A 19,924-nucleotide genomic window follows, 5' to 3' on the forward strand; every position below is an offset into this window, starting at 1 on the left:
GCAGGAGCACCCGGTCGCGCCATGGTGCAGTTGCGTGAAATCAAAGCTGGGAGGGACACCAGCCACTGCTTAGGGTTCGTGATATGAACGAGAGATCGGAACCCCGGTTGTCCTTTTTCCGGCACAACGCCAGATGGCTGGGCGCGGGCTTTGCCATGACTCTTCTGTCGACCTTCGGGCAGACAAGCTTTATCGCTCTCTACTCATCTGACATCCGCGAAACCTATGGGATCAGCCATGGCGCGTGGGGTGCGATCTATATGATCGGGACGCTTGCCTCTGGGTTGCTGATGCTCTTTGCGGGCAGTCTGACGGATAATATCCGTGCGCGTATTCTGGCCAGCGGTGCCATGATCGGGCTGGCACTCATCGCGCTGTGGTTCTTTGCAGGGGTTCCTCTTTGGCTGCTGCCACTCGCAATCATGGGGTTACGGTTCTTTGGACAGGGCGCGCTCAGCCACATTCCGACTGTTTCGACCGGCAAGTGGTTCGCAGCCAACCGGGGCCGGGCCATTGCCACGGTGAAGACCGGTTATGCAGCGGGTGAGGCGACCCTACCTCTGATCTTTGTGGCCCTGATCGCCATCATCGGATGGCAGGCCAGCTGGGCCGTCGCGGCAGTTCTATTGCTGATCGGTGCCGCTTTGGTGAGCTTTCTGCTCCGCACCGAACGCGACCCGCGCATTGCGGTGGATCAGTTGGAAAGCACTGGCCTCAATCATCATCATTGGACGCGGAAAGAGGTCCTTTGCCATTGGCTGTTCTGGGTCCTTCTACCGGGTATAATCGCCCAGCCGGTCTTTTCCACTGCGTTTTTCTTTCAACAAGCTCACTTGGTGGAGGTGAAGGGCTGGACCCTCACGCAATTCGTCAGCTTCTATCCCGCCTACACCCTGCTTTCCGTCGCCAGCCTGATTGCCGGGGGGATGGCTTGCGATCGCTACGGGTCGCACCGTGTTGCGCCCTTCATGCTGTTGCCGCTTGCCGCGGCGCTTACGATCGCCGCATTGGGACAGACACTTTGGGCTGCGGCCCTGTCCCTGATCCTGCTGGGTGCGATGTCCGGCACCGCCAATGCTGTTGTCGGGACGCTCTGGCCCGACCTTTACGGAACGCGGCATCTCGGCGCTGTCCGGGCCGTGATGACGGCAATTATGGTATTCGCAACGGCAGCCGGGCCCGGCATTACCGGGTTTTTGATCGACGCGGGCGTTGCCTACGAGTACCAGCTTCTGGCCATGGCGACCTATTCGCTGACCATGTGCGCGGTGTTTCATATTGCGCTTACCCGCGTCCGCGCAACCGCCTGAGATAGATGTAATATGCCCCTTCGCCCCCATGTTTGCGATGGGCTGGGGAGATCTGAAGGATCAGTCCATTAAGCGGTGGAAGGCGCAGCCAATGGGGCACCTGATGGCGCAGAACGCCATGACGCTCTGGGATGATGGCATCCGCATGGCCGGGCTTGCCCTTACCGGTGATGACAAGAACCAGACGCAAACCCTCATTGTGGGCCCGCAGAATGAAGCCGCGCAGGCTGCTATGCGCGTCACTCAAAGTCAAACCGTGCAAGTCCAGTCGCGATTGCGGCGCGATCTTGCCGCGTGTCAGACGCTCATAGGCCTTGCGATCCATCTGCAACGCTTCCTGCCCCGGGGCCGCTGCCAACGTAAGGCTGGTGCGTGGCTCCCGTCGGGAACCGTGAGGTTTGAGCACCATAAAGTCGCGCTGCGCGTCAGGACCAGCATCTTCAGGGGCGGGCACCTGCTGCTCTTCCCCGGTCACAAAACGGGGGCGCATTGCGTGAAGCGGGGTCGCATTGCGCGCGACCTCGGACCAGAGGGCGCGCTCATCCTCCGTCAGTTTGCGATTGCGCCGTTTCATGTCACTCGCCCAGCAGCGAGCGCGGGAAGAACGTGATCAGCCTGCCGCCATAGCGCTGAACCGCCGCCTGCCGATAAGCCTCCGCGCCGGAGCCAAAGAAAATATCGGCCCGCTGCGCACCATTGATTGCAGCCCCCACATCCTGCGCGATCATCAGACGCGCAAAGGGTCCATCCGTTGTTGTCGTCTCAACCCAAACCGGCAATCCAAGGGGGGTGAAGCTGCGATCCACGGCAACCGATCGCATCGCGGTAACAGGTGCGCTCATCGCGCCGATCGGGCCGTCTTCAGGCCGAAGACCCTCCACCTCGACAAAGAAGATGTAGGAGGGATTGTGATTCAGAACCCGGCGCCCGGCATCCCCATTCTCACGAACCCAGTTGCGGATCGCGCCAGCGCTCACCTGATGAGCCGGCAACAATCCTGTTTCAGCCATATGCCGCCCGACAGAGCGGTAGGTGTGGTTGTTGCGACCCCCAAAACCGACGCGCATCACGGATCCATCCGTCAAACGCAATCGGCCACTGCCCTGCACATGCAGGAAGAATGCGTCGACGGGATCAGCCAGCCAGGCCAATTCCAATCCACGGCCCCTCAGCGCACCCGCCTCGATCTCTGCACGTGAAAGCCAGGGGGCAGAGGTTCCAGCCACCTCCGGCGGTCGTCGGTAGAGCGGGTAGCGGAACGTATCGGTGTGGCTGCGACTGGCTTGCAGCTCTGGCTCGTAATAACCCGTGAAAAGCGGATCATTCCCATCCGTGATCATCACCGGCTGAAAAGCGGTCTCGAAAAAGGCGCGCGCGTCGGGAACGAATTCAGCCGCGCGACACAACCCCTGCCAGATCGCGTCCGGTACCAGATCGCCGGTCGCACTTTGCGCGCAGGTCCGGCGAAACACGACCATCGCGGCGGCATGATCGTCGTCGGCCCATCCGTCGAGATCCTCGAAGCTCATCGGCGTCATCATCTGCGATGAGGCAGCCGTCGCAAACAGCAGCGCTGCGCCGCAGAAGATCGCTCGAATGGTTCGCATCGTTCCAGATCAGCCGCCCGTGGCGACCAAAAGCCAGTTTGGATTGTCCGATCCCATCGTGCGGGCAAAGGTCCAAAGATCCGTCTGGCGCTGGATCGACTGGGGATCACCCTCGACAATTTCGCCGTTCGCGTCTTTTACGACCGACACAAGCTCACCCACAAAACGAATTTCCAGTTCGCCGGTATTGTCATAATCGTCGAATTTCGCGTCTTTCAGCTTCAGCTCGCGCACGCCGACAAAACGCGCGTCAACCGTCAGACCCTGTTCGGCACGTGCCTCCACAGCCTGCTCAAACCCGGCATAGACATCAGGCGCCAGGAACTGCTGAAGCGTTTCCAGATCACCGTTTTCATACGCCATCAGGATCATTTCATAAGCCTGACGTGCGCCGGACAGGAATTCGGACACGTTGAAGTCAGGCTCCAACCGCTTCATCGCGGTCAGTGCCTGGCCCGCATCACTATCAATATCGACATGATCGGCAATATCCTGATCAATCCCACCGCCTTCGATCACCTCAAATGGACCGCTATCGACTGCGTCATCAGCAGGGGCGCCGGGCATACGCGCATCGCTCGGAGGCTCGTACCCGGTGCGCGTTCCAAGGGTGGACCGCAGCTTGAGCACCAGAAATACGGCGACGGCGGCAAGAACGAGAAGCTGTATCGACATTTTCGGGTTCCATTCCTCAGAACTGTATGCGCTTTCTACACGTCATAGTAGTATGTGCGCGGTTCCTTCCTATCTAAGCATCAGGAAGGGCCAAGTCCATGCGACGCCGGTGTCACATGAGATGGAATTGGGTGTTTTGATGTGGATTTTTCTCGCACTGCTCATTGTACCGCTGATTGAGATCGGTCTGTTTATTCAGGTCGGTGGATTGATCGGCCTGTGGCCGACCCTTGCCACAGTGGTGCTGACAGCGATTGCGGGTACCTGGCTATTGCGCCTTCAGGGCAGCGGCACATTGCGTCGATTGCAGGACATTTTGCGGGAAGGTGGCGATCCGCGCGGCCCGCTGGCCCATGGCGCACTGATCCTGGTTGCCGGGATTGTTTTGCTGACACCGGGCTTTTTCACCGATGCGATTGGTTTCCTGCTGCTGATCCCACCTGTGCGCGAAATCGTCATCCGCGAGTTGGCCAAGCGGATCACGGTCCAAAGTGCGGCCCAGCCACAAAGTGCTGGGCGCGGGCATACCGATGACGTGGTCGATGGCGACTATTCGGTCGAACCACCTGTGGGTCAGGACGTTCCGGGCAATTCTGGCTGGACGCAGAACCCCCCACGCTGAGCGCCCGTTGTGATGCAGGTTTCGACCTGATAAACAGCCTGCGCACTCGTAGATTACAGTCATTTTGAACAGGACCGACATGGCCGACGAAACACCGGAAGCAGGCGCAGCAGCAGCTCCTGAAGCAGCCGCCCAGCAGACCCCCCCGCAGCTCAAAATCCGCACGCAATACGTGAAGGATGTATCTTTCGAAAACATCGCCGCGCAAAAGGGTTTCACCCCAACGACCCCTCCTCAAATCAAGGTCGGCGTGAACCTCGATGCGAAGAAGAACGGCGACAATCTCTACGAAGTCATCCTGACGCTGAAGGTGAATGCAGAAGCCGCAGATCAGCCCGTTTTCCTGATGGAGCTGGACTATGCAGGCACCTTCGAGATTGAAAATGTGCCGGATGCTCAGATGCATCCCTTCCTGATGATCGAATGCCCGCGCATGCTGTTCCCGTTCGCGCGCCGTATTGTCAGCGACATGACCCGCGATGGCGGCTATCCGCCGGTGAATATCGACCCGATCGACTTTATCGCGTTGTACCGGAACGAGATCCTGCGCCGTCAGCAGGCACAGGCAGCAGCAGCACCCAGCGGCACCGCCTGAACGTAGAGATCAAATGATCCAAGACGCCCTGATCCACGGATCGGGGCGTTTTTCATTTTCGGAGCATTCTACCCCGAAAACTTGGCCCACATGGCCTTTTCGCCCATCTCGGCGATGAAAGCCTGATGGGCTGCTTTCTCATCTCCGGACAGACGTGATGGCAAAGGGGTCGGGCGCTCGCGAGTTGCGGACTGGGCTGCAGCTGTTGCAGCGTTCCCTTTCGTCTGACCCCCCGACACAACCGACAATGCAAAGTCCGGCTGACGACCACCGGTCAGCTCCAGATAGACCTCCGCCAGAATTTCACTGTCGAGCAACGCGCCGTGCTTGGTCCGGGCTGAGTTGTCGATTCCGAACCGGCGACACAGCGCATCGAGTGAGTTCTGCGCCCCCGGAAATTTCTGTCTGGCCAGCGCAAGTGTATCGAGTGCCTGGGTCATCGGCAGTTGCGGCAGCTTCATCCAGCGCAGCTCTGCGTTCAGAAACTTCATATCGAACGCCGCGTTGTGGATCACCAATCGCGCGTCCCCGACAAAATCGAGGAATTCCTGTCCGATCTGCGAAAAGACCGGCTTGTCGCCCAGAAAATCGAGGCCCAGACCGTGTACGGCGAAGGCCTCCTCAGGCATATCCCGTTCGGGGTTGATATATTGGTGATAGGTCCGACCGGTTGGAATGTGACGGTCGAGCTCTACCGCACCAATCTCCACGATCCGATGTCCCTCAATCGGATCGAGGCCGGTCGTCTCCGTATCCAATACGATTTCACGCATCCTCTGTCCCCGCAGCCAGTTTCTCGCGAATTTGCATCAGAATCTCTGCGACGCGCGCCCGTGCGGCATCCATGCCTTCACCGGTATCGATGATCTCGTCTGCCTCATCGCGCTTGTCTGCATCCGGTGTCTGACGGGAGAGGATGTTCTCAAACACCTCAGCGGTCATGCCGGGCCGGTCCATCACACGTTCGCGCTGAATATCCGCCGGGGCGGTGACGACCACAACCAAATCGTAAGCCGCTGCCTGCCCCGTCTCGAACAGAAGCGGGATATCAAACAGCACAATCGGTCCGGTTGCAGCTTGCAGGAAGTTTGCACGATCTGCCGCGACCAATGGATGGACGATAGCCTCAACACTCTTCATCAAATCTGGATTGGCGATGATCGCATCCCGCAGGATGCCGCGGTTCACCCCGTAAGCGCCAACCGCATCCGGCACGAGTTCAGCAAGCGGCGCACTTGCTGGTCCATCCGCCTGATAAAGCCGATGTACCGCCGCATCAGCATCCCAGACGGGAATACCATGTTCGGCAAACAGCGCAGCCGTTGTTGATTTGCCCATGCCGATGGATCCGGTGAGCGCAATGGTAAAAGCCGTCATGCGCTCAACACCGCCTGACGCAATTCATCATCCACCTCGGGCTTGTGATCGAACCACTGTCGAAACCCCGGCGCAGCCTGATGCAGCAACATGCCAAGCCCATCGACCGTGCGCAGCCCCGCTGCATCAGCCGCCTGCAAGATTGGTGTGCGCAGCGGATTATAAACCAGATCCGTGGCAATCGCGGCACCATGGGCGGCGGCAAAGGAAATATTCAACTCCGGCTGGCCAACCATCCCCAGCGATGTGGTGTTCACAATTGTCATGGCCCCTTCCATCGCGTCGGAGGCCCGGTTCCAGTCCACGACCGTGATCTTGGCCCCGAACGTGTCCCGCAGCATTTCGGCCCGCTGACGTGTCCGGTTGGCAATCCGCAATTCGGGAACGCCCTCTGCCAACAGTGAGGATACAACAGCCCGCGCTGCCCCACCCGCACCGATGACAAGGGCCGGGCCGCTGCGCGCATCCCATTCTGGCTGCGACTGCCGCAGGTTCTCGATAAACCCATAACCGTCTGTGTTATCTGCATAAATCAGCCCGCCATCACGAAAAGTGAGCGTGTTCGCGGAACCGATCAGCGCCGCGCGATCCGTAACCCGGTCCGCAAGGCTGATAACCGTCTGCTTATAGGGCAGCGTCACATTCACACCTAGAAATCCCAATCGAGGCAGGGAACGGATCGCACTTTCAAAATCCTGCGGCTGAATGGGCAGCGGAATGTAGTAACCGGGGATATTATACCGCTTTAACCAGTGCCCGTGCAGCACAGGGCTTTTGGAATGACCGATCGGAAAGCCAACAACGCCGGCCAGCGGTGGAACCTCTATCGTCATTCTATGCATTCCCCTCGCGCACGCAGAAAGCCGAGTACTTCGAGCAACGGCAATCCGAGCACTGTGAAAAAGTCGCCCTGAACGCGGGAAAAGAGCTGAGCCCCGCGCCCTTCAAGTTTGTAGGCACCCACGCTGCTGAGCAATCCTTCTCCCTCGTTTCGCAAATAGTCCTCAAGGAATGTGTCCGAAAAGGGACGCATAATCAGCTGAGCCCGACCGATATGACGCCAAACCGGCTTCCCAGCCTCAAAGATCACCGCCGCAGATAAAAGTTCATGTGTCTTGCCCCGCAGCGCGCGCAGCTGTTCGCGGGCTCCATCCAGATCAGCAGGTTTGTCAAACAGCTCCCCACCACTGACGAGCACCTGATCCCCGGCCAGCACCAGTTCGGTGCTATTGCGCAAAGACACTCGCATCGCCTTCAATTCGGCCAGCTTGTCGGCAATATCGCGCGGTGGCGCACCCTCCGCCAACATCGCCGCCTTAACGCTTTGCTCATCAACACGTGAGGTGTCGACACGAAACGCCACACCCGCATCGCGCAACATCTGGGCGCGGGCCTGTGACCCTGACGCTAAAACGATCATCGGCTTTTCTGACCTCGTAAAATGTCGAGAATTTCGGCCGCCGTCTCCTCAATCGAGCGGCGTGTGACGTCTATAGTCGGTATTTCATGCCGATCAAAGAACAGCCGCGCCTGCGCGACTTCCTCACGCACCTGATCGAGATTTGCATAGGTGTCTGGGCCACCCCGATCCAGAACATGCAATCGCTGCGATCGGACCTGCGCGAGGCGCGAGGGCGAGGCGATCAATCCGATCACCGGTATCCCGGCCTCCTGCGCGGCGAGCAATGGATGCAAAACATCGGTCTGACCGGTCAACGGCACATTTGCAGCCTTCACCCCCTGATAACCCAGATAGATGCAAGTCGGGGTCTTCGATGTGCGGCTGACACCGACGAGGATCACATCAGCAGAAAGCAACCTGTCCGCAATCTGACCGTCATCATGCCCAATCGCATAATCAATCGCCGCAATACGCTCATGATAAGTGTGATCGATCTGATATTGCTGCCCCGGTCGCGCCCGCGGCGACGCACCTGTCATTTGGGAAATCTTTGCGACAACCGGATCCAGAACGGCCAAGGCCTCCAGACCGCGGGCTGCAATGGCCTGGTCGAGGTGATCACGCAACGCCCCGTCAACGACAGTGTGCAAAACAAGGGCCGGTTGCTCGATCCCCGCGACGATCTCGTCAATCCGCGCGGGTGTGCGCACGAAGACAAACTTGTGATCCCGAAACGAACCGGTTTCGAATCGAATGGTCACAGCGCGGGCTGCGGACGCGAGTGTGTTCCCGGTAGAATCAGAAATCAGGTAGAGGTTGAGCACTTTCGGTTCGGTCAAGATCAACAATCCTGTGGGCTGAATTGGGGAAAACCCTGTTGCTAAGTTGAAGCCGTCAGTGTTGAGAAATCAACCAGCCCGGATCCATCACCACTACACGCGCACTTATCCCAGCATTTTATGGGGGTGGACGAATTTGCACCGGCTATGGGGAAAACCTCTACCCTCGAATCGACATTCCCCCATTCAATGTCTGGTCTGAGTTTGGCAATCTGATTCCTCAAAAAATTTATCTATATAAAACAATCATTTGATCTGGACGAAAGGATATATCGGCGCGACGAAAGACCGACCCACACAATCCATGGCTTGTGGATAACTAAGTGGATGGAAAATTGGAAAACGGTATTCCCCATTGTTCACAACCCCTACTAAACAAACATCCTTTTCTAAGATTCATGGTTTATTGGGAAAATCTGAGAGGTCCAAAAAGGACTCGCCAGCATGATCCCAGTACGGCAAGCAGGGCAGAGTGAAGAGGTGAAGAATGATGGATGTGATGCTGGTTCTGTACCCGTGGGTAAAAGCCCTGCATGTGGTCGCGGTAATCTCTTGGATGGCTGCATTGTTCTATCTGCCACGTCTCTTTGTACATCATGCCGAAAGGGCACCGGTCGGCAGCGATATGTCGGAAACCTTCAAGATGATGGAGATGAAGCTTCACCGTGTGATCATGAATCCAGCGATGATGGTCACTTGGGCCGCAGGTCTATTCCTGGCAGCAATACCGGGTGTTGCCAGCGGCGGATGGTTTATCGTGAAGTTCATCGCCGTACTAGCAATGACAGGATTTCACATCTGGCTGGGAAAGCAGCGCAAGGCGTTTCTGGCTGACGATGTGAAGCACACTGGACGCACCTACCGGATAGCAAATGAGGTTCCGACGGTTCTGATGCTGATCATCGTGATCATGGTTATCGTCAAACCGTTCTGACCTTCATTCATTGACATTTCACCTCGTTTGGCCAAATAGAGGGGTACGCGGCTGTTCTGCCGTTGTCTTTCCCATTCCCATATCGCGCGTCTTCACCTGACCGCCTCGCGATGTACTGAAAGATGTATCATGGATATTGAGCGCCTGTCGCTTGCAGAGCTGAAGGCAAAGAGCCCGGCTGACCTCCTCAAGATGGCGGAAGCCCTTGAGATTGAAAACGCGACCACCATGCGCAAGGGCGACATGATGTTCGCCATCCTTAAGGAAATGGCCGAAGAGGGCTGCGAGATTTCTGGCGACGGTGTCATGGAAGTTTTGCAGGACGGCTTCGGCTTTCTGCGTTCACCGGAAGCGAACTATCTTCCAGGTCCTGACGATATTTACGTGTCTCCCCAGCAGATCCGTAAGTTTTCCCTGCGCACCGGTGATACAGTTGACGGTGTGATTCAGGCACCTCAAGACGGTGAGAAATATTTTGGTCTTGTGAAGGTCACAAAGATCAATTTCGAAGATCCTGAAAAGGCACGTCACAAGGTCCACTTCGACAACCTGACCCCGCTATACCCCGATGAGCGGCTGCACATGGAAGTTGAGGATCCGACCATTAAGGACAAGTCAGCCCGCGTTATCGATCTGGTGGCACCGATTGGTAAGGGTCAGCGATCTCTGATCGTGGCGCCGCCACGAACCGGTAAAACGGTCATCCTGCAAAACATCGCCAACTCGATCGAGAAGAACCACCCGGAGTGTTACCTCATCGTTTTGCTGATCGACGAGCGGCCGGAAGAAGTGACCGACATGCAGCGTTCGGTGAAAGGGGAGGTCGTCTCATCCACCTTTGATGAACCTGCAACGCGCCACGTCGCGGTATCCGAAATGGTGATCGAGAAGGCAAAGCGACTGGTTGAGCATAAACGCGATGTCGTGATCTTGCTCGATTCCATCACCCGCCTGGGCCGTGCGTTCAACACCGTGGTACCAAGCTCCGGCAAGGTTCTGACCGGTGGTGTGGACGCAAATGCACTTCAACGCCCTAAGCGCTTCTTCGGTGCAGCGCGAAACATTGAGGAGGGCGGCTCGCTTACCATCATTGCGACCGCGCTGATCGACACGGGCAGCCGTATGGACGAGGTGATCTTTGAAGAATTCAAGGGCACCGGTAACTCTGAGATCGTGCTGGATCGTAAGATTGCGGACAAGCGCGTGTTCCCGGCCATCGACATCATGAAATCCGGTACGCGGAAAGAGGATCTTCTGGTCGATAAAACCGATCTTACAAAGACCTTTGTCCTGCGCCGCATCCTCAACCCGATGGGCACGACTGATGCTATCGAATTCCTGATCGGCAAGTTGAAACAAACGAAGAGCAATTCGGATTTCTTCGATTCAATGAACACCTGACCGGGCCAAGGGCAGAGAATTGGAAGGCTCGTCCTAACAGGGCGGGCCTTTTTCATTTAGGGGGAGCCATGCAGGATACCATTTATGCTCTGGCAAGCGGTTCTGGCCGTGCAGGCGTCGCCGTTATTCGCCTGAGTGGACCTCAAGCCATTGAAATAGCTTCTAAATTATGCCGCTCTCTGCCCGAACCGGGTTCGCACGCGCTTCGAAAGCTGCGTATGGTCGAAACGGGTGAGTTAATTGACGAGGCGCTGATCCTGCGCTTTGCCGCTGGAGCCAGCTTCACGGGTGAAGATGTCGTTGAATTTCAATGCCATGGCTCACTGGCTGTGGTTGCAGCTATGGGAACGGCGCTGGAATCCTATGGTGCCAGACCAGCTGATCGCGGTGAATTTACACGGAGAGCGCTTGAAAACGGGATGCTCGATCTGACCCAGGTCGAAGGCCTTGCTGACCTGATTGACGCAGATACAGAAGCGCAACGAAAGCAGGCTTTTCGCGTAATGCAGGGCAATCTTTCAGAGGCAGTCGAAACGTGGCGCGCTGACTTGCTGCGCGCACTTGCTCTACTGGCGGCGAATATTGACTTTGCAGATGAGGAGATACCGGACGATCTCGTTAAGGAAATCGTGCTCAGGATCAAAGCCGTGCGCACGGGTATTGCGGCTCAGCTCGACGGGGCAAAGGCCGCACAACGCATTCGCAGTGGATTTGAGGTGGCGATTATCGGCCGTCCAAATGCCGGCAAGTCGACACTCTTCAATCGATTGGCGGGCAGCGACGCTGCGATTACCTCGTCCATTGCCGGTACAACCCGTGATGTAATCGAGGTGCGTCTGGATATTGGTGGAAACGCAGTCTCGCTGCTCGACACCGCAGGGCTTCGCGAAACCGAGGATGAGATCGAGGCGCTTGGCGTCGCTCGTGCAAAGAAGCGCGCGCTTGAAGCAGATCTACGCGTCGCGCTGCTTGAGCCTGGTCAGGCGGAACCAGATGATGATGTTGTGCTTGGCGCGGATGATCTGATCGTTCGTGGAAAGTCTGACATCTCTGCAGAGGGTACAATCTCTGGCGTGACGGGCGACGGTATCGCGGCATTGCTTCAGGCTATTTCGCAGCGGATTTCAGCCGACGCCGCCGAAAGCTCTCTGCTGATCCGACAAAGACACAAGTCAGCACTTGCGACAGCAGTTGAACGACTCGACCTGGCGTTGGCATTGTGCGAGATGGAGGCGGATATGAGTGACTTGATCAGTGAAGAGGTCCGTCTCGCTGTTCGAAGTCTTGATGTTCTTGTCGGTCGTATCGATGTTGAAGATTTGTTGGGTGAGATTTTCTCAAGCTTCTGCATCGGAAAGTAGGAGTGTTTCACGTGAAACATTTTGACGTCATAGTTGTCGGTGGTGGTCATGCAGGCTGTGAGGCAGCACTTGCTTCCGCTCGGGTTGGCGCAAGAACAGCATTGATCACACATACATTTGACGGAATTGGTACGATGTCTTGCAATCCTGCGATTGGCGGGCTTGGAAAAGGTCATCTGGTTCGGGAGATTGATGCGCTAGACGGCGCGATGGGCCGCGTCGCGGATGCGGCGGGCATCCAATTTCGGCTTCTCAACCGTCGGAAAGGGCCCGCTGTTCAAGGCCCACGAACGCAGGCAGATCGCACGCTTTACAAACAACACATGCAGGCTGAGTTCCGGCAGGCGCAGGCTCCGCAGGTTATCGAAGGGGAAGTTGCTGATCTGATCATGAAAGGCAACCGCATCGCTGGGGTTGTTCTTGCGGATGAAAGCGAGATTGCCGCACGAAACGTTGTACTGACAGCAGGCACCTTCCTGCGTGGTGTCATTCACATTGGTGATGTTTCGCGACCTGGGGGACGAATTGGAGATCCGGCGGTTGAGGGTCTTTCAGCACGACTGGATAGCTTTGGCTTACCATTGGGCCGGCTCAAGACGGGTACACCGCCGCGTCTACGAAGCTCAACAATCGACTGGGATCGTGTTGGCCGGCAAGCGGCAGACGAGGATCCAACCTTCTTTTCCTTCATGACCCGCGATGTACTTGCGCGGCAGATCGAATGCGGGATTACACATACGAACGAAAAAACCCACGATATTGTTCGAGAGAATATCGGGCGCTCGGCCATGTATGGTGGTCATATTGAGGGTGTAGGCCCGCGCTATTGCCCGTCAATCGAGGATAAGGTCACTCGCTTTGCAGATAAGTTGAGCCATCAGGTCTTTTTGGAACCTGAAAGCCTCACAGATGATGTCGTTTATCCCAATGGGATCTCAACATCGCTTCCTGTCGAGGTTCAGGACTCTTATGTGCATTCGATGGTTGGGCTGGAGCAGGCTGAGATCTTGCAGCCTGGTTATGCTATTGAATACGACTATATTGATCCCCGAGCGTTGCAACATACGCTGAAATTGCGGGAGTTTGAGGGTCTGTATCTCGCCGGACAGATCAACGGAACCACCGGTTATGAAGAGGCAGGCGCGCAAGGTTTGGTTGCAGGCATCAACGCTGCGCTCGGCGCGTTGGATCGTGGAGATTTCCGACTGAGTCGCTCCGATGCCTATATCGGTGTGATGATCGATGATCTCGTTTCCCGCGGCGTTGCAGAGCCATATCGCATGTTCACGTCGAGAGCAGAGTTCCGTCTCTCGCTGCGCGCTGATAACGCTGATCAGCGCTTGACGCGTGTCGGTATTGATATTGGCTGTGTATCCGTTGCGCGTGCAAATGCGTTTGAAGAGAAGATGGCCGCGCTTACAGAGGCAAACAATCAATGCGCGGCCCATACGCTGACACCGAATGAAGCAGCTGAGGTTGGGATTTCTGTGAAGCATGACGGAACACGCCGTTCCGCCCTGGATCTGCTCGCTTATCCAGAGATCGACCGTCATCGTCTTGCTCAGGTTTGGCCAGATCTTGCGGATTTGCCCGATGATATTTTTGCCCAGGTCGAGCGTGATGCTCAATATGCTCAGTATATCGAGCGTCAACGTGCCGACGTTGCGACGATGCAGCGGGAAGAAGCTGTGACGATCCCGGCGACATTCGAGTATCATGGGATTTCAGGACTTTCGAACGAGTTGCAGGTGAAGCTCTCAACGTCGCGGCCTGAGACTTTAGGGCAGGCTGGTCGGATTGAGGGGATGACGCCAGCCGCGCTGACTTTGTTGCTTGCCCATATTCGCAAGATCGATCGGCAGAAATCAGCATGAACAGCACTTTGAATGTTTCACGTGAAACATCTGAGCGGCTTGAGATCTATCTTGCTGAGCTGAAGCGCTGGAATCCGAAGATCAATCTTGTCAGCAAGTCTACACTGGAAGATGCAGCACAGCGGCATTTTGAAGACTCGCTTCAGATCCTCCGCTTTGCGCCAGATGATTGGCAAAAATGGGTCGACATTGGCAGTGGTGGTGGCTTTCCGGGCCTTGTTGTGGCGGCCGCATGTCCTGAGGCGGATGTGCATTTGATAGAGAGTGATATGCGCAAGTGCCTTTTTATGCGCACGGTCGCCCGATTAATGTCGGTGAACGTAACGGTTCACAATGAGAGAAGTGAGCAGTTGGCGCCGCAAGCAGCGGATATCATCTCGGCCAGGGCATTCGCGCCATTGGTGAAGCTGCTCGATCATGCCGAGCGTCACGGTGTTGCACATACAACATGTATTCTTCCCAAGGGTCAGAATGCCATGCAGGAATTGACCGACGCGCGTAAACGCTGGAAACTCAGTGTTGAGCAGCATCCGAGTCTCACCGATGCCAGCGCCACCATCCTGTTAATCAAGGACTTTCAGCGTGTCACAGACTGAGCACAGCGCCCATATCATTGCCTTGGCCAATCAGAAGGGTGGTGTCGGAAAGACGACGACCACGATCAATCTTGGAACGGCGCTTGCAGCGACGGGAAAGCGGGTGCTGCTGATTGACCTCGATCCGCAGGGCAACGCCTCAACGGGATTGGGCATTGAAGGCGAAGCGCGCGATCCGTCAACATATGATGTTATGATTGATGACACACCGCTAGATGATGTGTGTCATTCTACAATAGTTCCGGGGCTTTTCATTGCCCCGTCGACGACTGATCTCAGTTCCGTGGATATGGAGTTGTTTGAGGATGCTGGTCGTGCTGCACGACTGCGGACGGCGTTGGATCGGGTGCGGAATGAATATGACTATGTGCTGATCGACTGCCCGCCGTCACTATCGCTGCTGACGGTAAACGCATTGACAGCCGCATCGTCTGTCATTGTGCCATTGCAGACAGAGTTCTTCGCGCTCGAGGGATTGTCTCAGCTGATGTCGACCATTCGAGAGGTGAAGCAGGCGCTAAATCCTGAGCTTGATCTGCTCGGCGTTGTGCTGACGATGTATGATCGGCGGAACAATTTGTCAGCTCAGGTGGCCGAAGATGCCCGCGCGACCCTGGGTGACAAGGTTTATGAAACGGTGATCCCGCGGAATGTGCGGTTGTCCGAGGCGCCGTCGCACGCAATCCCGGCGCTTCTTTACGACAATACCAGCGCGGGCAGCTTGGCGTATCAGCGCCTGGCGGCAGAAATCTTGAAGCGTGAACAAAATTCCAGACTTGTAGGGGCCGAGTAAGATGGCGCGAAAAGCAGAGCGTAAGGGCCTTGGCCGCGGGCTATCGGCCCTTTTGGCAGATGTAGAACCGGTTGCGGGTGCCCAGCCCGTCAGTGAGCGTCGCGATGTGCAGCGGGTTCCCGTAGAGCGGCTTCAGCCCAACCCGGATCAGCCGCGTCGCCAGTTCCTTGAGAGCGATCTTGAGGATCTGACCCGGTCTGTGAAAGAGAAGGGCGTGTTTCAGCCCCTTATCGTTCGCAAGGCTGAGAAAGCTGAGCATTATCAGATTGTTGCGGGTGAGCGGCGTTGGCGTGCGGCGCAGCGGGCTAAGCTGCATGAGCTTCCGGTGATCGTCCTCGACCTCGATGATACTGAAGTGCTCGAGCTTGCCATTATTGAGAACATTCAGCGTGCGGATCTGAATGCGGTGGAGGAGGCGCGTGGCTATCGGCAGTTGATGGACCGTTTCGGCCATACGCAAGAGAAGCTGGCAGAGGCTTTGGGCAAAAGCCGTTCTCACATCGCAAATCTGCTGCGCTTGCTCAATCTCCCGGACGAAGTGCTAGATCTGGTTCTGCAGGGTAAGCTTTCAGCCGGTCATGCGCGGGCCTTGGTGCCGGCGGCTGATCCAATGGCGCTGGCCGAGAAGATCATCACAGAGCGTATGTCCGTGCGGCAAGCTGAGGCGCTGGCGAAGGCTCCCGTCGTGGCGCCAGAGCCGCGTGCAGCGCGTCCATCCGGCAAAGATGCTGATACGAAAATGCTCGAAGCAGATTTGAGTGCGGCGATGGGTCTGAGGGTTGCGATTGACCATCGGCCAGATGGCACCGGGGGATCGGTGAAGCTGACCTATACGTCGCTGGATCAGTTGGATGAGATCTGCCGGATCTTGTCCAAGTCACATTAAGCAAGCAATTCCCGTAGGATAGCGTTTGTCAGCGGCCGTCCGGCGGCTGTCAGGCGGATGTTGTCATCAACCTTGATCAAGCCGTCCTTGCTAAGACGGTCGAGCACGTCCGCGTCAAAGGGAGCACCGTTCAGCGCTTCGAATCTTTGAAGGGACAGGCCTTCGATCAGCCGAAGCGACATGAGCGCAAGCTCTGTTGCTGCATCCTGATCTGTCAGGGCCTCACGATCTGTTTCGCCAGATCCGGCAAGGGCCGACTTCAGCCAACGTTCCGGGTTGCGCCATGTTGCCGTGGCAAATCTTTGCGTGCCGTGTGTAAGCCGCCCATGTGCGCCGGGTCCAATACCGGCATAGTCGCCATATCGCCAGTAAAGCCGGTTGTGGCGGCTTTCTGCTCTCGGGCGGGCATGGTTGGATATTTCATAGGCATTTAGGCCCGCATCTGACGTAAGTTCCTGTGTCAGATCATAAAAATCAGCGGCGAGCGCGTCTGTGGGTAGACCACGCAAGTTGCCGCGCGCATGCAAATCGCCAAAGCGGGTGCCGTCCTCGATGGTCAGTTGGTAGAGGGAGAGGTGATCGACGGCCATCGAGAGCGCCTCGCTCAGCTCGGCCTCCCAGTCTTGCAGGGTTTGATCCTGGCGCGCATAGATCAGATCGAAGCTGACCCGATCAAAGAGGGCACGCGCCGTGTTGAAGGCAGCCTTGGCCTCCGCCACGGAATGCATGCGGCCCAGTCGTTTCAGGTCGGAATCTCTAAGCGACTGGATTCCCATGGAGATTCTGTTGACGCCCGCATCACGGAACCCGCGAAACCGCTCAGCCTCTACAGAGGTTGGATTGGCCTCAAGGGAGATTTCAGCGTTGTCAGCGATGGTCCAGTGCTGCGCGATGGCATCAATGCATGCAGTGACCGTCTCTGGCTCCATCAGGCTGGGTGTGCCGCCGCCGAAGAAGACTGTGTCTACGGTGCGTCCCGGCGTTTCCGCTGCGGTGCGCGCGATCTCTGCCACCAAGGCGCGGCGCCAGACAGATTGGTCGACTTTGCGCCGAACATGGCTGTTAAAGTCGCAATAGGGGCATTTGGCCAAGCAGAAGGGCCAGTGCACATAGACGCCAAAACCGCCATATTCCCAATCAGGCAAGGACAGCCTCGACCAGCTTGCGGAACGCGTCAGCGCGATGGGTCAGCGGTTCTTTTTCCTCTGGTGTCATCTCGCCGAACGATCGGTCGTGGCCAAGCGGTTGGAAGCATGGATCATAGCCGAAGCCGTTCTCGCCGCGCGGGGGCCAGGTGAAATGGCCCTCGGCGTCGCCCCGAAAAACCATATCAGTCCCGTCAGGCCAGGCGAGGCACAGCGTGCAGACGAAGCGGGCAGGTGTCGGTTCCGATGCGCCCTTGGCCTGAATCTCGTCATGTGTGCGGGTCATGGCCATGAGAAAGTCACGACCTTCGCCCGTTTCTGCCCAATCCGCGGTGTAGACGCCTGGTGCACCGTTCAGAACATCTACCTCGATGCCGCTGTCGTCACTCAGGGCGATCAGGCCGCTTTCTTTTGCGGCAAAGTGGGCCTTGATCCGCGCATTTCCGGCGAAGGTCGTTTCGGTCTCTTCAGGCTCTGGCAGCCCAAGCTCTCCGGCGGAGGTCATGGACACGCCATAGGGGGCAAGCAAAGCTGCGATTTCGCGCAGCTTGCCCGCATTATGGGTGGCGAGAATGACTTTCTGGCCGGCGAGTTTGGTCATCCGCCGACAGCCGCATTCTGTGCTGCAACCAGTTCCGCGACGCCTTTTTCGGCCAGATCGAGCAGGGCGTTGAATTCTGCCCGAGAGAAGGTCGCCCCTTCGGCGGAGCCTTGGATCTCGATCATTCCGCCCTCACCGGTCATCACGAAATTGGCGTCGGTTCCCGCAGAGCTATCCTCGGCATAGTCGAGGTCCAGGACGGGCTGGCCGCCATAGATCCCGCAGCTGACTGCCGCAACATTGCCCAGCAGTGGATCGGACTTGATGTCGCCTGCCTTCATCAGCTTGTTCACGGCAAGCCGTAGGGCGACCCAACCCCCGGTGATCGAGGCGCAGCGGGTGCCACCATCGGCCTGAATAACATCGCAATCGACGGTGATCTGACGCTCACCCAAAGCCGGGCGATCCACGGCAGCGCGCAGGGAGCGGCCAATCAGACGCTGGATTTCCTGTGTGCGGCCCGATTGCTTGCCGGCCTGTGCTTCACGGCGGTTCCGCGTGGTTGTGGCGCGGGGCAGCATGCCATACTCCGCCGTCACCCAGCCCAGCCCGCTGTTGCGCAGGAAGGGTGGTACGCGCTCTTCGAGCGATGCGGTGCACAGAACATGGGTGTCGCCGCATTTGATGAGGCAAGAGCCTTCGGCGTGCTTGGTCACGTCTGTCTCGATGGTGATGGATCGAAGGGCGTCTAGGGCTCTGCCGGATGGGCGCATGTCTGGCTCCTGTACATGGTCTGCGCCCCGTCTAGCCCAGCGGACCGAACCCGTCCAGCAGCGTGAGAATTGACCACCTCCTGTGGGGTGACTAGGTGTTGTCTATGTCCACTGAGAATCCAGCCTATGGGGAGATGAATGAGCGCACGCGGGCCGTGTTCCGCGCGCTGGTTGAGACGTATCTGGAGAGTGGTGAGCCGGTCGGTTCGCGCACATTGACGCGCAATCTGGCAGAGCGGGTGTCGCCCGCGACCGTGCGCAATGTGATGCAGGACCTTGAATTGCTGGGCCTGCTGGACAGTCCGCATGTCAGCGCGGGTCGGATACCGACCCATCAGGGCCTGCGCCTGTTCGTTGATGGTTTCATTGAGAGCGGTGAGGTTGCCTCGATTGACCGGTCGGAGATCGAGCGCGCCGTGGGCAACGATCCTGGTGATCTGAGCGGTGCGCTGGAACGGGCCAGCGATGTTCTGTCTGGCCTGACAAATGGCGCGTCGCTTGTTCTGACCCCTCAGGTCGAAGCGCCCATTCGCCATATCGAGTTTGTGTCACTGTCTGCCGAAAAAGCCCTCGTCGTGATGGTGACGGCCGACGGGCAGGTCGAGAATCGGATCTTTACACCACCAGCCGGTTTGCCGCCGTCCGCCATGCGGGAGGCCGCGAATTTTCTAAATGCAATTCTGGAAGGGCGTACGCTGGCGGAGGCGCGGGCGATTGTAGATACCGAAATCGCAAAGCGTCGCCAGGAGCTTGATCAACTTGCACAGGGATTGGTCGAAACCGGTGTGGCCGTCTGGGCCGAGGGGCAGGGCGCGGAGCGGGACCGTCTGATCGTGCGTGGCACCTCCCATCTGTTGGATGGTGGCGCGGCGGAGGATGATCTCGATCGAATCCGGCAGCTGTTCGATGATATCGAGCGGAAGCGTGATCTGACCCAATTGCTTGATTTGACTGAAGACGGCGACGGTGTGCGCGTTTTTATCGGGTCTGAGAACAAGCTATTCTCACTTTCGGGTTCCTCTCTGGTGGTATCTCCCTATATGAACGCTGATCGAAAGATTATCGGTGCGATTGGGGTGATTGGGCCAACGCGGCTCAACTATGGCCGGATCGTTCCGATTGTAGATTACACCGCGCAGCTCGTGGGCCGTCTGATGCTGAAGGGCAACTGAGCTGCGCACCCGACCAACGAC

The 19,924-nt window shown here is 57.4% G+C and carries 22 protein-coding genes; 11 read left to right on the forward strand and 11 right to left on the reverse strand.

Annotation, left to right across the window (positions count from 1 at the left end; translation table 11 throughout):
* Nucleotides 1-83: 83 nt before the first annotated feature.
* Nucleotides 84-1,310 carry an MFS transporter gene (locus POI8812_RS02550; RefSeq protein WP_108780947.1) on the forward strand — a complete coding sequence of 409 codons (1,227 nt, stop codon included), beginning with the start codon at nt 84-86 and terminating at the stop codon, nt 1,308-1,310.
* Here the strand turns inward: POI8812_RS02550 and POI8812_RS02555 are convergent.
* From POI8812_RS02555 to POI8812_RS02565, 3 genes are read right to left on the reverse strand one after another with little or no spacing between them, the layout of a single operon-like run.
* On the reverse strand, nt 1,285-1,884 hold the full coding sequence (locus tag POI8812_RS02555; protein ID WP_108780948.1) for a Smr/MutS family protein: 600 nt from the start codon (nt 1,882-1,884) through the stop codon (nt 1,285-1,287). The genes POI8812_RS02550 and POI8812_RS02555 overlap by 26 nt on opposite strands.
* A gap of 1 nt (nt 1,885) precedes the next feature.
* Entirely contained in the window at nt 1,886-2,917 is a 1,032-nt protein-coding gene (gene mltA / locus POI8812_RS02560) for a murein transglycosylase A (RefSeq protein WP_108780949.1), read from the reverse strand.
* A 9-nt stretch (nt 2,918-2,926) separates the two neighbouring features.
* On the reverse strand, nt 2,927-3,592 hold the full coding sequence (locus tag POI8812_RS02565; RefSeq protein ID WP_108780950.1) for a Tim44/TimA family putative adaptor protein: 666 nt from the start codon (nt 3,590-3,592) through the stop codon (nt 2,927-2,929).
* 139 nt (nt 3,593-3,731) lie between these two features.
* Between POI8812_RS02565 and POI8812_RS02570 the strand changes: the two genes are divergently transcribed.
* Nucleotides 3,732-4,214 (forward strand): FxsA family protein, encoded by a 483-nt coding sequence (locus POI8812_RS02570; protein WP_108781491.1) that lies wholly within the window; start codon nt 3,732-3,734, stop codon nt 4,212-4,214.
* 79 nt (nt 4,215-4,293) lie between these two features.
* Nucleotides 4,294-4,809 carry a protein-export chaperone SecB gene (secB, locus tag POI8812_RS02575; RefSeq protein WP_108780951.1) on the forward strand — a complete coding sequence of 172 codons (516 nt, stop codon included), beginning with the start codon at nt 4,294-4,296 and terminating at the stop codon, nt 4,807-4,809.
* Between the two features lie 68 nt (nt 4,810-4,877).
* On the opposite strand, the gene dnaQ is transcribed toward secB, so the two are convergent.
* From dnaQ to POI8812_RS02600, 5 genes are read right to left on the reverse strand one after another with little or no spacing between them, the layout of a single operon-like run.
* Nucleotides 4,878-5,582, reverse strand: a complete 705-nt coding sequence (dnaQ, locus tag POI8812_RS02580; protein ID WP_108780952.1) for a DNA polymerase III subunit epsilon — start codon at nt 5,580-5,582, stop codon at nt 4,878-4,880.
* Entirely contained in the window at nt 5,575-6,186 is a 612-nt protein-coding gene (coaE, locus tag POI8812_RS02585; protein ID WP_108780953.1) for a dephospho-CoA kinase, read from the reverse strand. The genes dnaQ and coaE overlap by 8 nt, the downstream gene beginning before the upstream one ends.
* Complete coding sequence (locus POI8812_RS02590) at nt 6,183-7,019, reverse strand: shikimate dehydrogenase (protein ID WP_108780954.1); 837 nt, start codon at nt 7,017-7,019, stop codon at nt 6,183-6,185. Before POI8812_RS02590 ends, coaE begins: the two co-directional genes overlap by 4 nt.
* Nucleotides 7,016-7,606, reverse strand: coding sequence for a Maf family protein (locus POI8812_RS02595; RefSeq protein WP_108780955.1), 591 nt, complete (start codon nt 7,604-7,606; stop codon nt 7,016-7,018). Before POI8812_RS02595 ends, POI8812_RS02590 begins: the two co-directional genes overlap by 4 nt.
* Entirely contained in the window at nt 7,603-8,427 is an 825-nt protein-coding gene (locus POI8812_RS02600; RefSeq protein ID WP_162844865.1) for a pyruvate, water dikinase regulatory protein, read from the reverse strand. Before POI8812_RS02600 ends, POI8812_RS02595 begins: the two co-directional genes overlap by 4 nt.
* Before the next feature lie 487 nt (nt 8,428-8,914).
* Here POI8812_RS02600 and hemJ point away from each other — a divergent pair, with 487 nt between their 5' ends.
* The 7 genes from hemJ to POI8812_RS02635 all read left to right on the forward strand — a co-directional run bounded on the left by hemJ (nt 8,915) and on the right by POI8812_RS02635 (nt 16,272).
* Nucleotides 8,915-9,361 carry a protoporphyrinogen oxidase HemJ gene (gene hemJ, locus POI8812_RS02605; RefSeq protein WP_108780957.1) on the forward strand — a complete coding sequence of 149 codons (447 nt, stop codon included), beginning with the start codon at nt 8,915-8,917 and terminating at the stop codon, nt 9,359-9,361.
* Between the two features lie 129 nt (nt 9,362-9,490).
* Nucleotides 9,491-10,762: a transcription termination factor Rho gene (gene rho, locus POI8812_RS02610; RefSeq protein ID WP_108780958.1), complete on the forward strand. Its 1,272-nt coding sequence runs from the start codon at nt 9,491-9,493 to the stop codon at nt 10,760-10,762.
* 68 nt (nt 10,763-10,830) lie between these two features.
* On the forward strand, nt 10,831-12,123 hold the full coding sequence (gene mnmE, locus POI8812_RS02615; protein WP_108780959.1) for a tRNA uridine-5-carboxymethylaminomethyl(34) synthesis GTPase MnmE: 1,293 nt from the start codon (nt 10,831-10,833) through the stop codon (nt 12,121-12,123).
* Between the two features lie 2 nt (nt 12,124-12,125).
* On the forward strand, nt 12,126-13,997 hold the full coding sequence (mnmG, locus tag POI8812_RS02620) for a tRNA uridine-5-carboxymethylaminomethyl(34) synthesis enzyme MnmG (RefSeq protein ID WP_108780960.1): 1,872 nt from the start codon (nt 12,126-12,128) through the stop codon (nt 13,995-13,997).
* Nucleotides 13,994-14,593: a 16S rRNA (guanine(527)-N(7))-methyltransferase RsmG gene (gene rsmG / locus POI8812_RS02625; RefSeq protein ID WP_108780961.1), complete on the forward strand. Its 600-nt coding sequence runs from the start codon at nt 13,994-13,996 to the stop codon at nt 14,591-14,593. The genes mnmG and rsmG overlap by 4 nt, the downstream gene beginning before the upstream one ends.
* Nucleotides 14,580-15,386, forward strand: coding sequence for a ParA family protein (locus tag POI8812_RS02630; protein ID WP_245895221.1), 807 nt, complete (start codon nt 14,580-14,582; stop codon nt 15,384-15,386). Before rsmG ends, POI8812_RS02630 begins: the two co-directional genes overlap by 14 nt.
* Before the next feature lies 1 nt (nt 15,387).
* Complete coding sequence (locus tag POI8812_RS02635; RefSeq protein WP_108780962.1) at nt 15,388-16,272, forward strand: ParB/RepB/Spo0J family partition protein; 885 nt, start codon at nt 15,388-15,390, stop codon at nt 16,270-16,272.
* Here POI8812_RS02635 and hemW read toward each other — a convergent pair.
* The 3 genes from hemW to rph are packed head-to-tail and all read right to left on the reverse strand — an operon-like array spanning nt 16,269 to nt 18,731.
* Nucleotides 16,269-17,417, reverse strand: a complete 1,149-nt coding sequence (hemW, locus tag POI8812_RS02640; RefSeq protein WP_108780963.1) for a radical SAM family heme chaperone HemW — start codon at nt 17,415-17,417, stop codon at nt 16,269-16,271. The genes POI8812_RS02635 and hemW overlap by 4 nt on opposite strands.
* Entirely contained in the window at nt 17,410-18,018 is a 609-nt protein-coding gene (rdgB, locus tag POI8812_RS02645) for an RdgB/HAM1 family non-canonical purine NTP pyrophosphatase (RefSeq protein ID WP_108780964.1), read from the reverse strand. Before rdgB ends, hemW begins: the two co-directional genes overlap by 8 nt.
* Complete coding sequence (gene rph, locus POI8812_RS02650; protein WP_108780965.1) at nt 18,015-18,731, reverse strand: ribonuclease PH; 717 nt, start codon at nt 18,729-18,731, stop codon at nt 18,015-18,017. The genes rdgB and rph overlap by 4 nt, the downstream gene beginning before the upstream one ends.
* A 104-nt stretch (nt 18,732-18,835) precedes the next feature.
* Between rph and hrcA the strand changes: the two genes are divergently transcribed.
* Entirely contained in the window at nt 18,836-19,903 is a 1,068-nt protein-coding gene (hrcA, locus tag POI8812_RS02655; protein ID WP_108780966.1) for a heat-inducible transcriptional repressor HrcA, read from the forward strand.
* Nucleotides 19,904-19,924: the final 21 nt, after the last annotated feature.

The sequence above is a fragment of the Pontivivens insulae genome, assembly GCF_900302495.1.
Lineage (GTDB): Bacteria > Pseudomonadota > Alphaproteobacteria > Rhodobacterales > Rhodobacteraceae > Pontivivens > Pontivivens insulae.

Excerpts from the sequence above, each read along its gene's own strand:
- rho (WP_108780958.1), top strand. The coding sequence starts at position 9,491 with ATGGATATTGAGCGCCTGTCGCTTGCAGAGCTGAAGGCAAAGAGCCCG.
- POI8812_RS02570 (WP_108781491.1), top strand. The coding sequence starts at position 3,732 with ATGTGGATTTTTCTCGCACTGCTCATTGTACCGCTGATTGAGATCGGT.
- hemJ (WP_108780957.1), top strand. The coding sequence starts at position 8,915 with ATGATGGATGTGATGCTGGTTCTGTACCCGTGGGTAAAAGCCCTGCAT.
- secB (WP_108780951.1), top strand. The coding sequence starts at position 4,294 with ATGGCCGACGAAACACCGGAAGCAGGCGCAGCAGCAGCTCCTGAAGCA.
- coaE (WP_108780953.1), bottom strand. The coding sequence starts at position 6,186 with ATGACGGCTTTTACCATTGCGCTCACCGGATCCATCGGCATGGGCAAA.
- mnmE (WP_108780959.1), top strand. The coding sequence starts at position 10,831 with ATGCAGGATACCATTTATGCTCTGGCAAGCGGTTCTGGCCGTGCAGGC.
- mltA (WP_108780949.1), bottom strand. The coding sequence starts at position 2,917 with ATGCGAACCATTCGAGCGATCTTCTGCGGCGCAGCGCTGCTGTTTGCG.
- POI8812_RS02635 (WP_108780962.1), top strand. The coding sequence starts at position 15,388 with ATGGCGCGAAAAGCAGAGCGTAAGGGCCTTGGCCGCGGGCTATCGGCC.
- hrcA (WP_108780966.1), top strand. The coding sequence starts at position 18,836 with ATGTCCACTGAGAATCCAGCCTATGGGGAGATGAATGAGCGCACGCGG.
- POI8812_RS02550 (WP_108780947.1), top strand. The coding sequence starts at position 84 with ATGAACGAGAGATCGGAACCCCGGTTGTCCTTTTTCCGGCACAACGCC.
- rph (WP_108780965.1), bottom strand. The coding sequence starts at position 18,731 with ATGCGCCCATCCGGCAGAGCCCTAGACGCCCTTCGATCCATCACCATC.
- rsmG (WP_108780961.1), top strand. The coding sequence starts at position 13,994 with ATGAACAGCACTTTGAATGTTTCACGTGAAACATCTGAGCGGCTTGAG.
- rdgB (WP_108780964.1), bottom strand. The coding sequence starts at position 18,018 with ATGACCAAACTCGCCGGCCAGAAAGTCATTCTCGCCACCCATAATGCG.
- POI8812_RS02565 (WP_108780950.1), bottom strand. The coding sequence starts at position 3,592 with ATGTCGATACAGCTTCTCGTTCTTGCCGCCGTCGCCGTATTTCTGGTG.
- POI8812_RS02590 (WP_108780954.1), bottom strand. The coding sequence starts at position 7,019 with ATGACGATAGAGGTTCCACCGCTGGCCGGCGTTGTTGGCTTTCCGATC.
- dnaQ (WP_108780952.1), bottom strand. The coding sequence starts at position 5,582 with ATGCGTGAAATCGTATTGGATACGGAGACGACCGGCCTCGATCCGATT.
- POI8812_RS02595 (WP_108780955.1), bottom strand. The coding sequence starts at position 7,606 with ATGATCGTTTTAGCGTCAGGGTCACAGGCCCGCGCCCAGATGTTGCGC.
- POI8812_RS02555 (WP_108780948.1), bottom strand. The coding sequence starts at position 1,884 with ATGAAACGGCGCAATCGCAAACTGACGGAGGATGAGCGCGCCCTCTGG.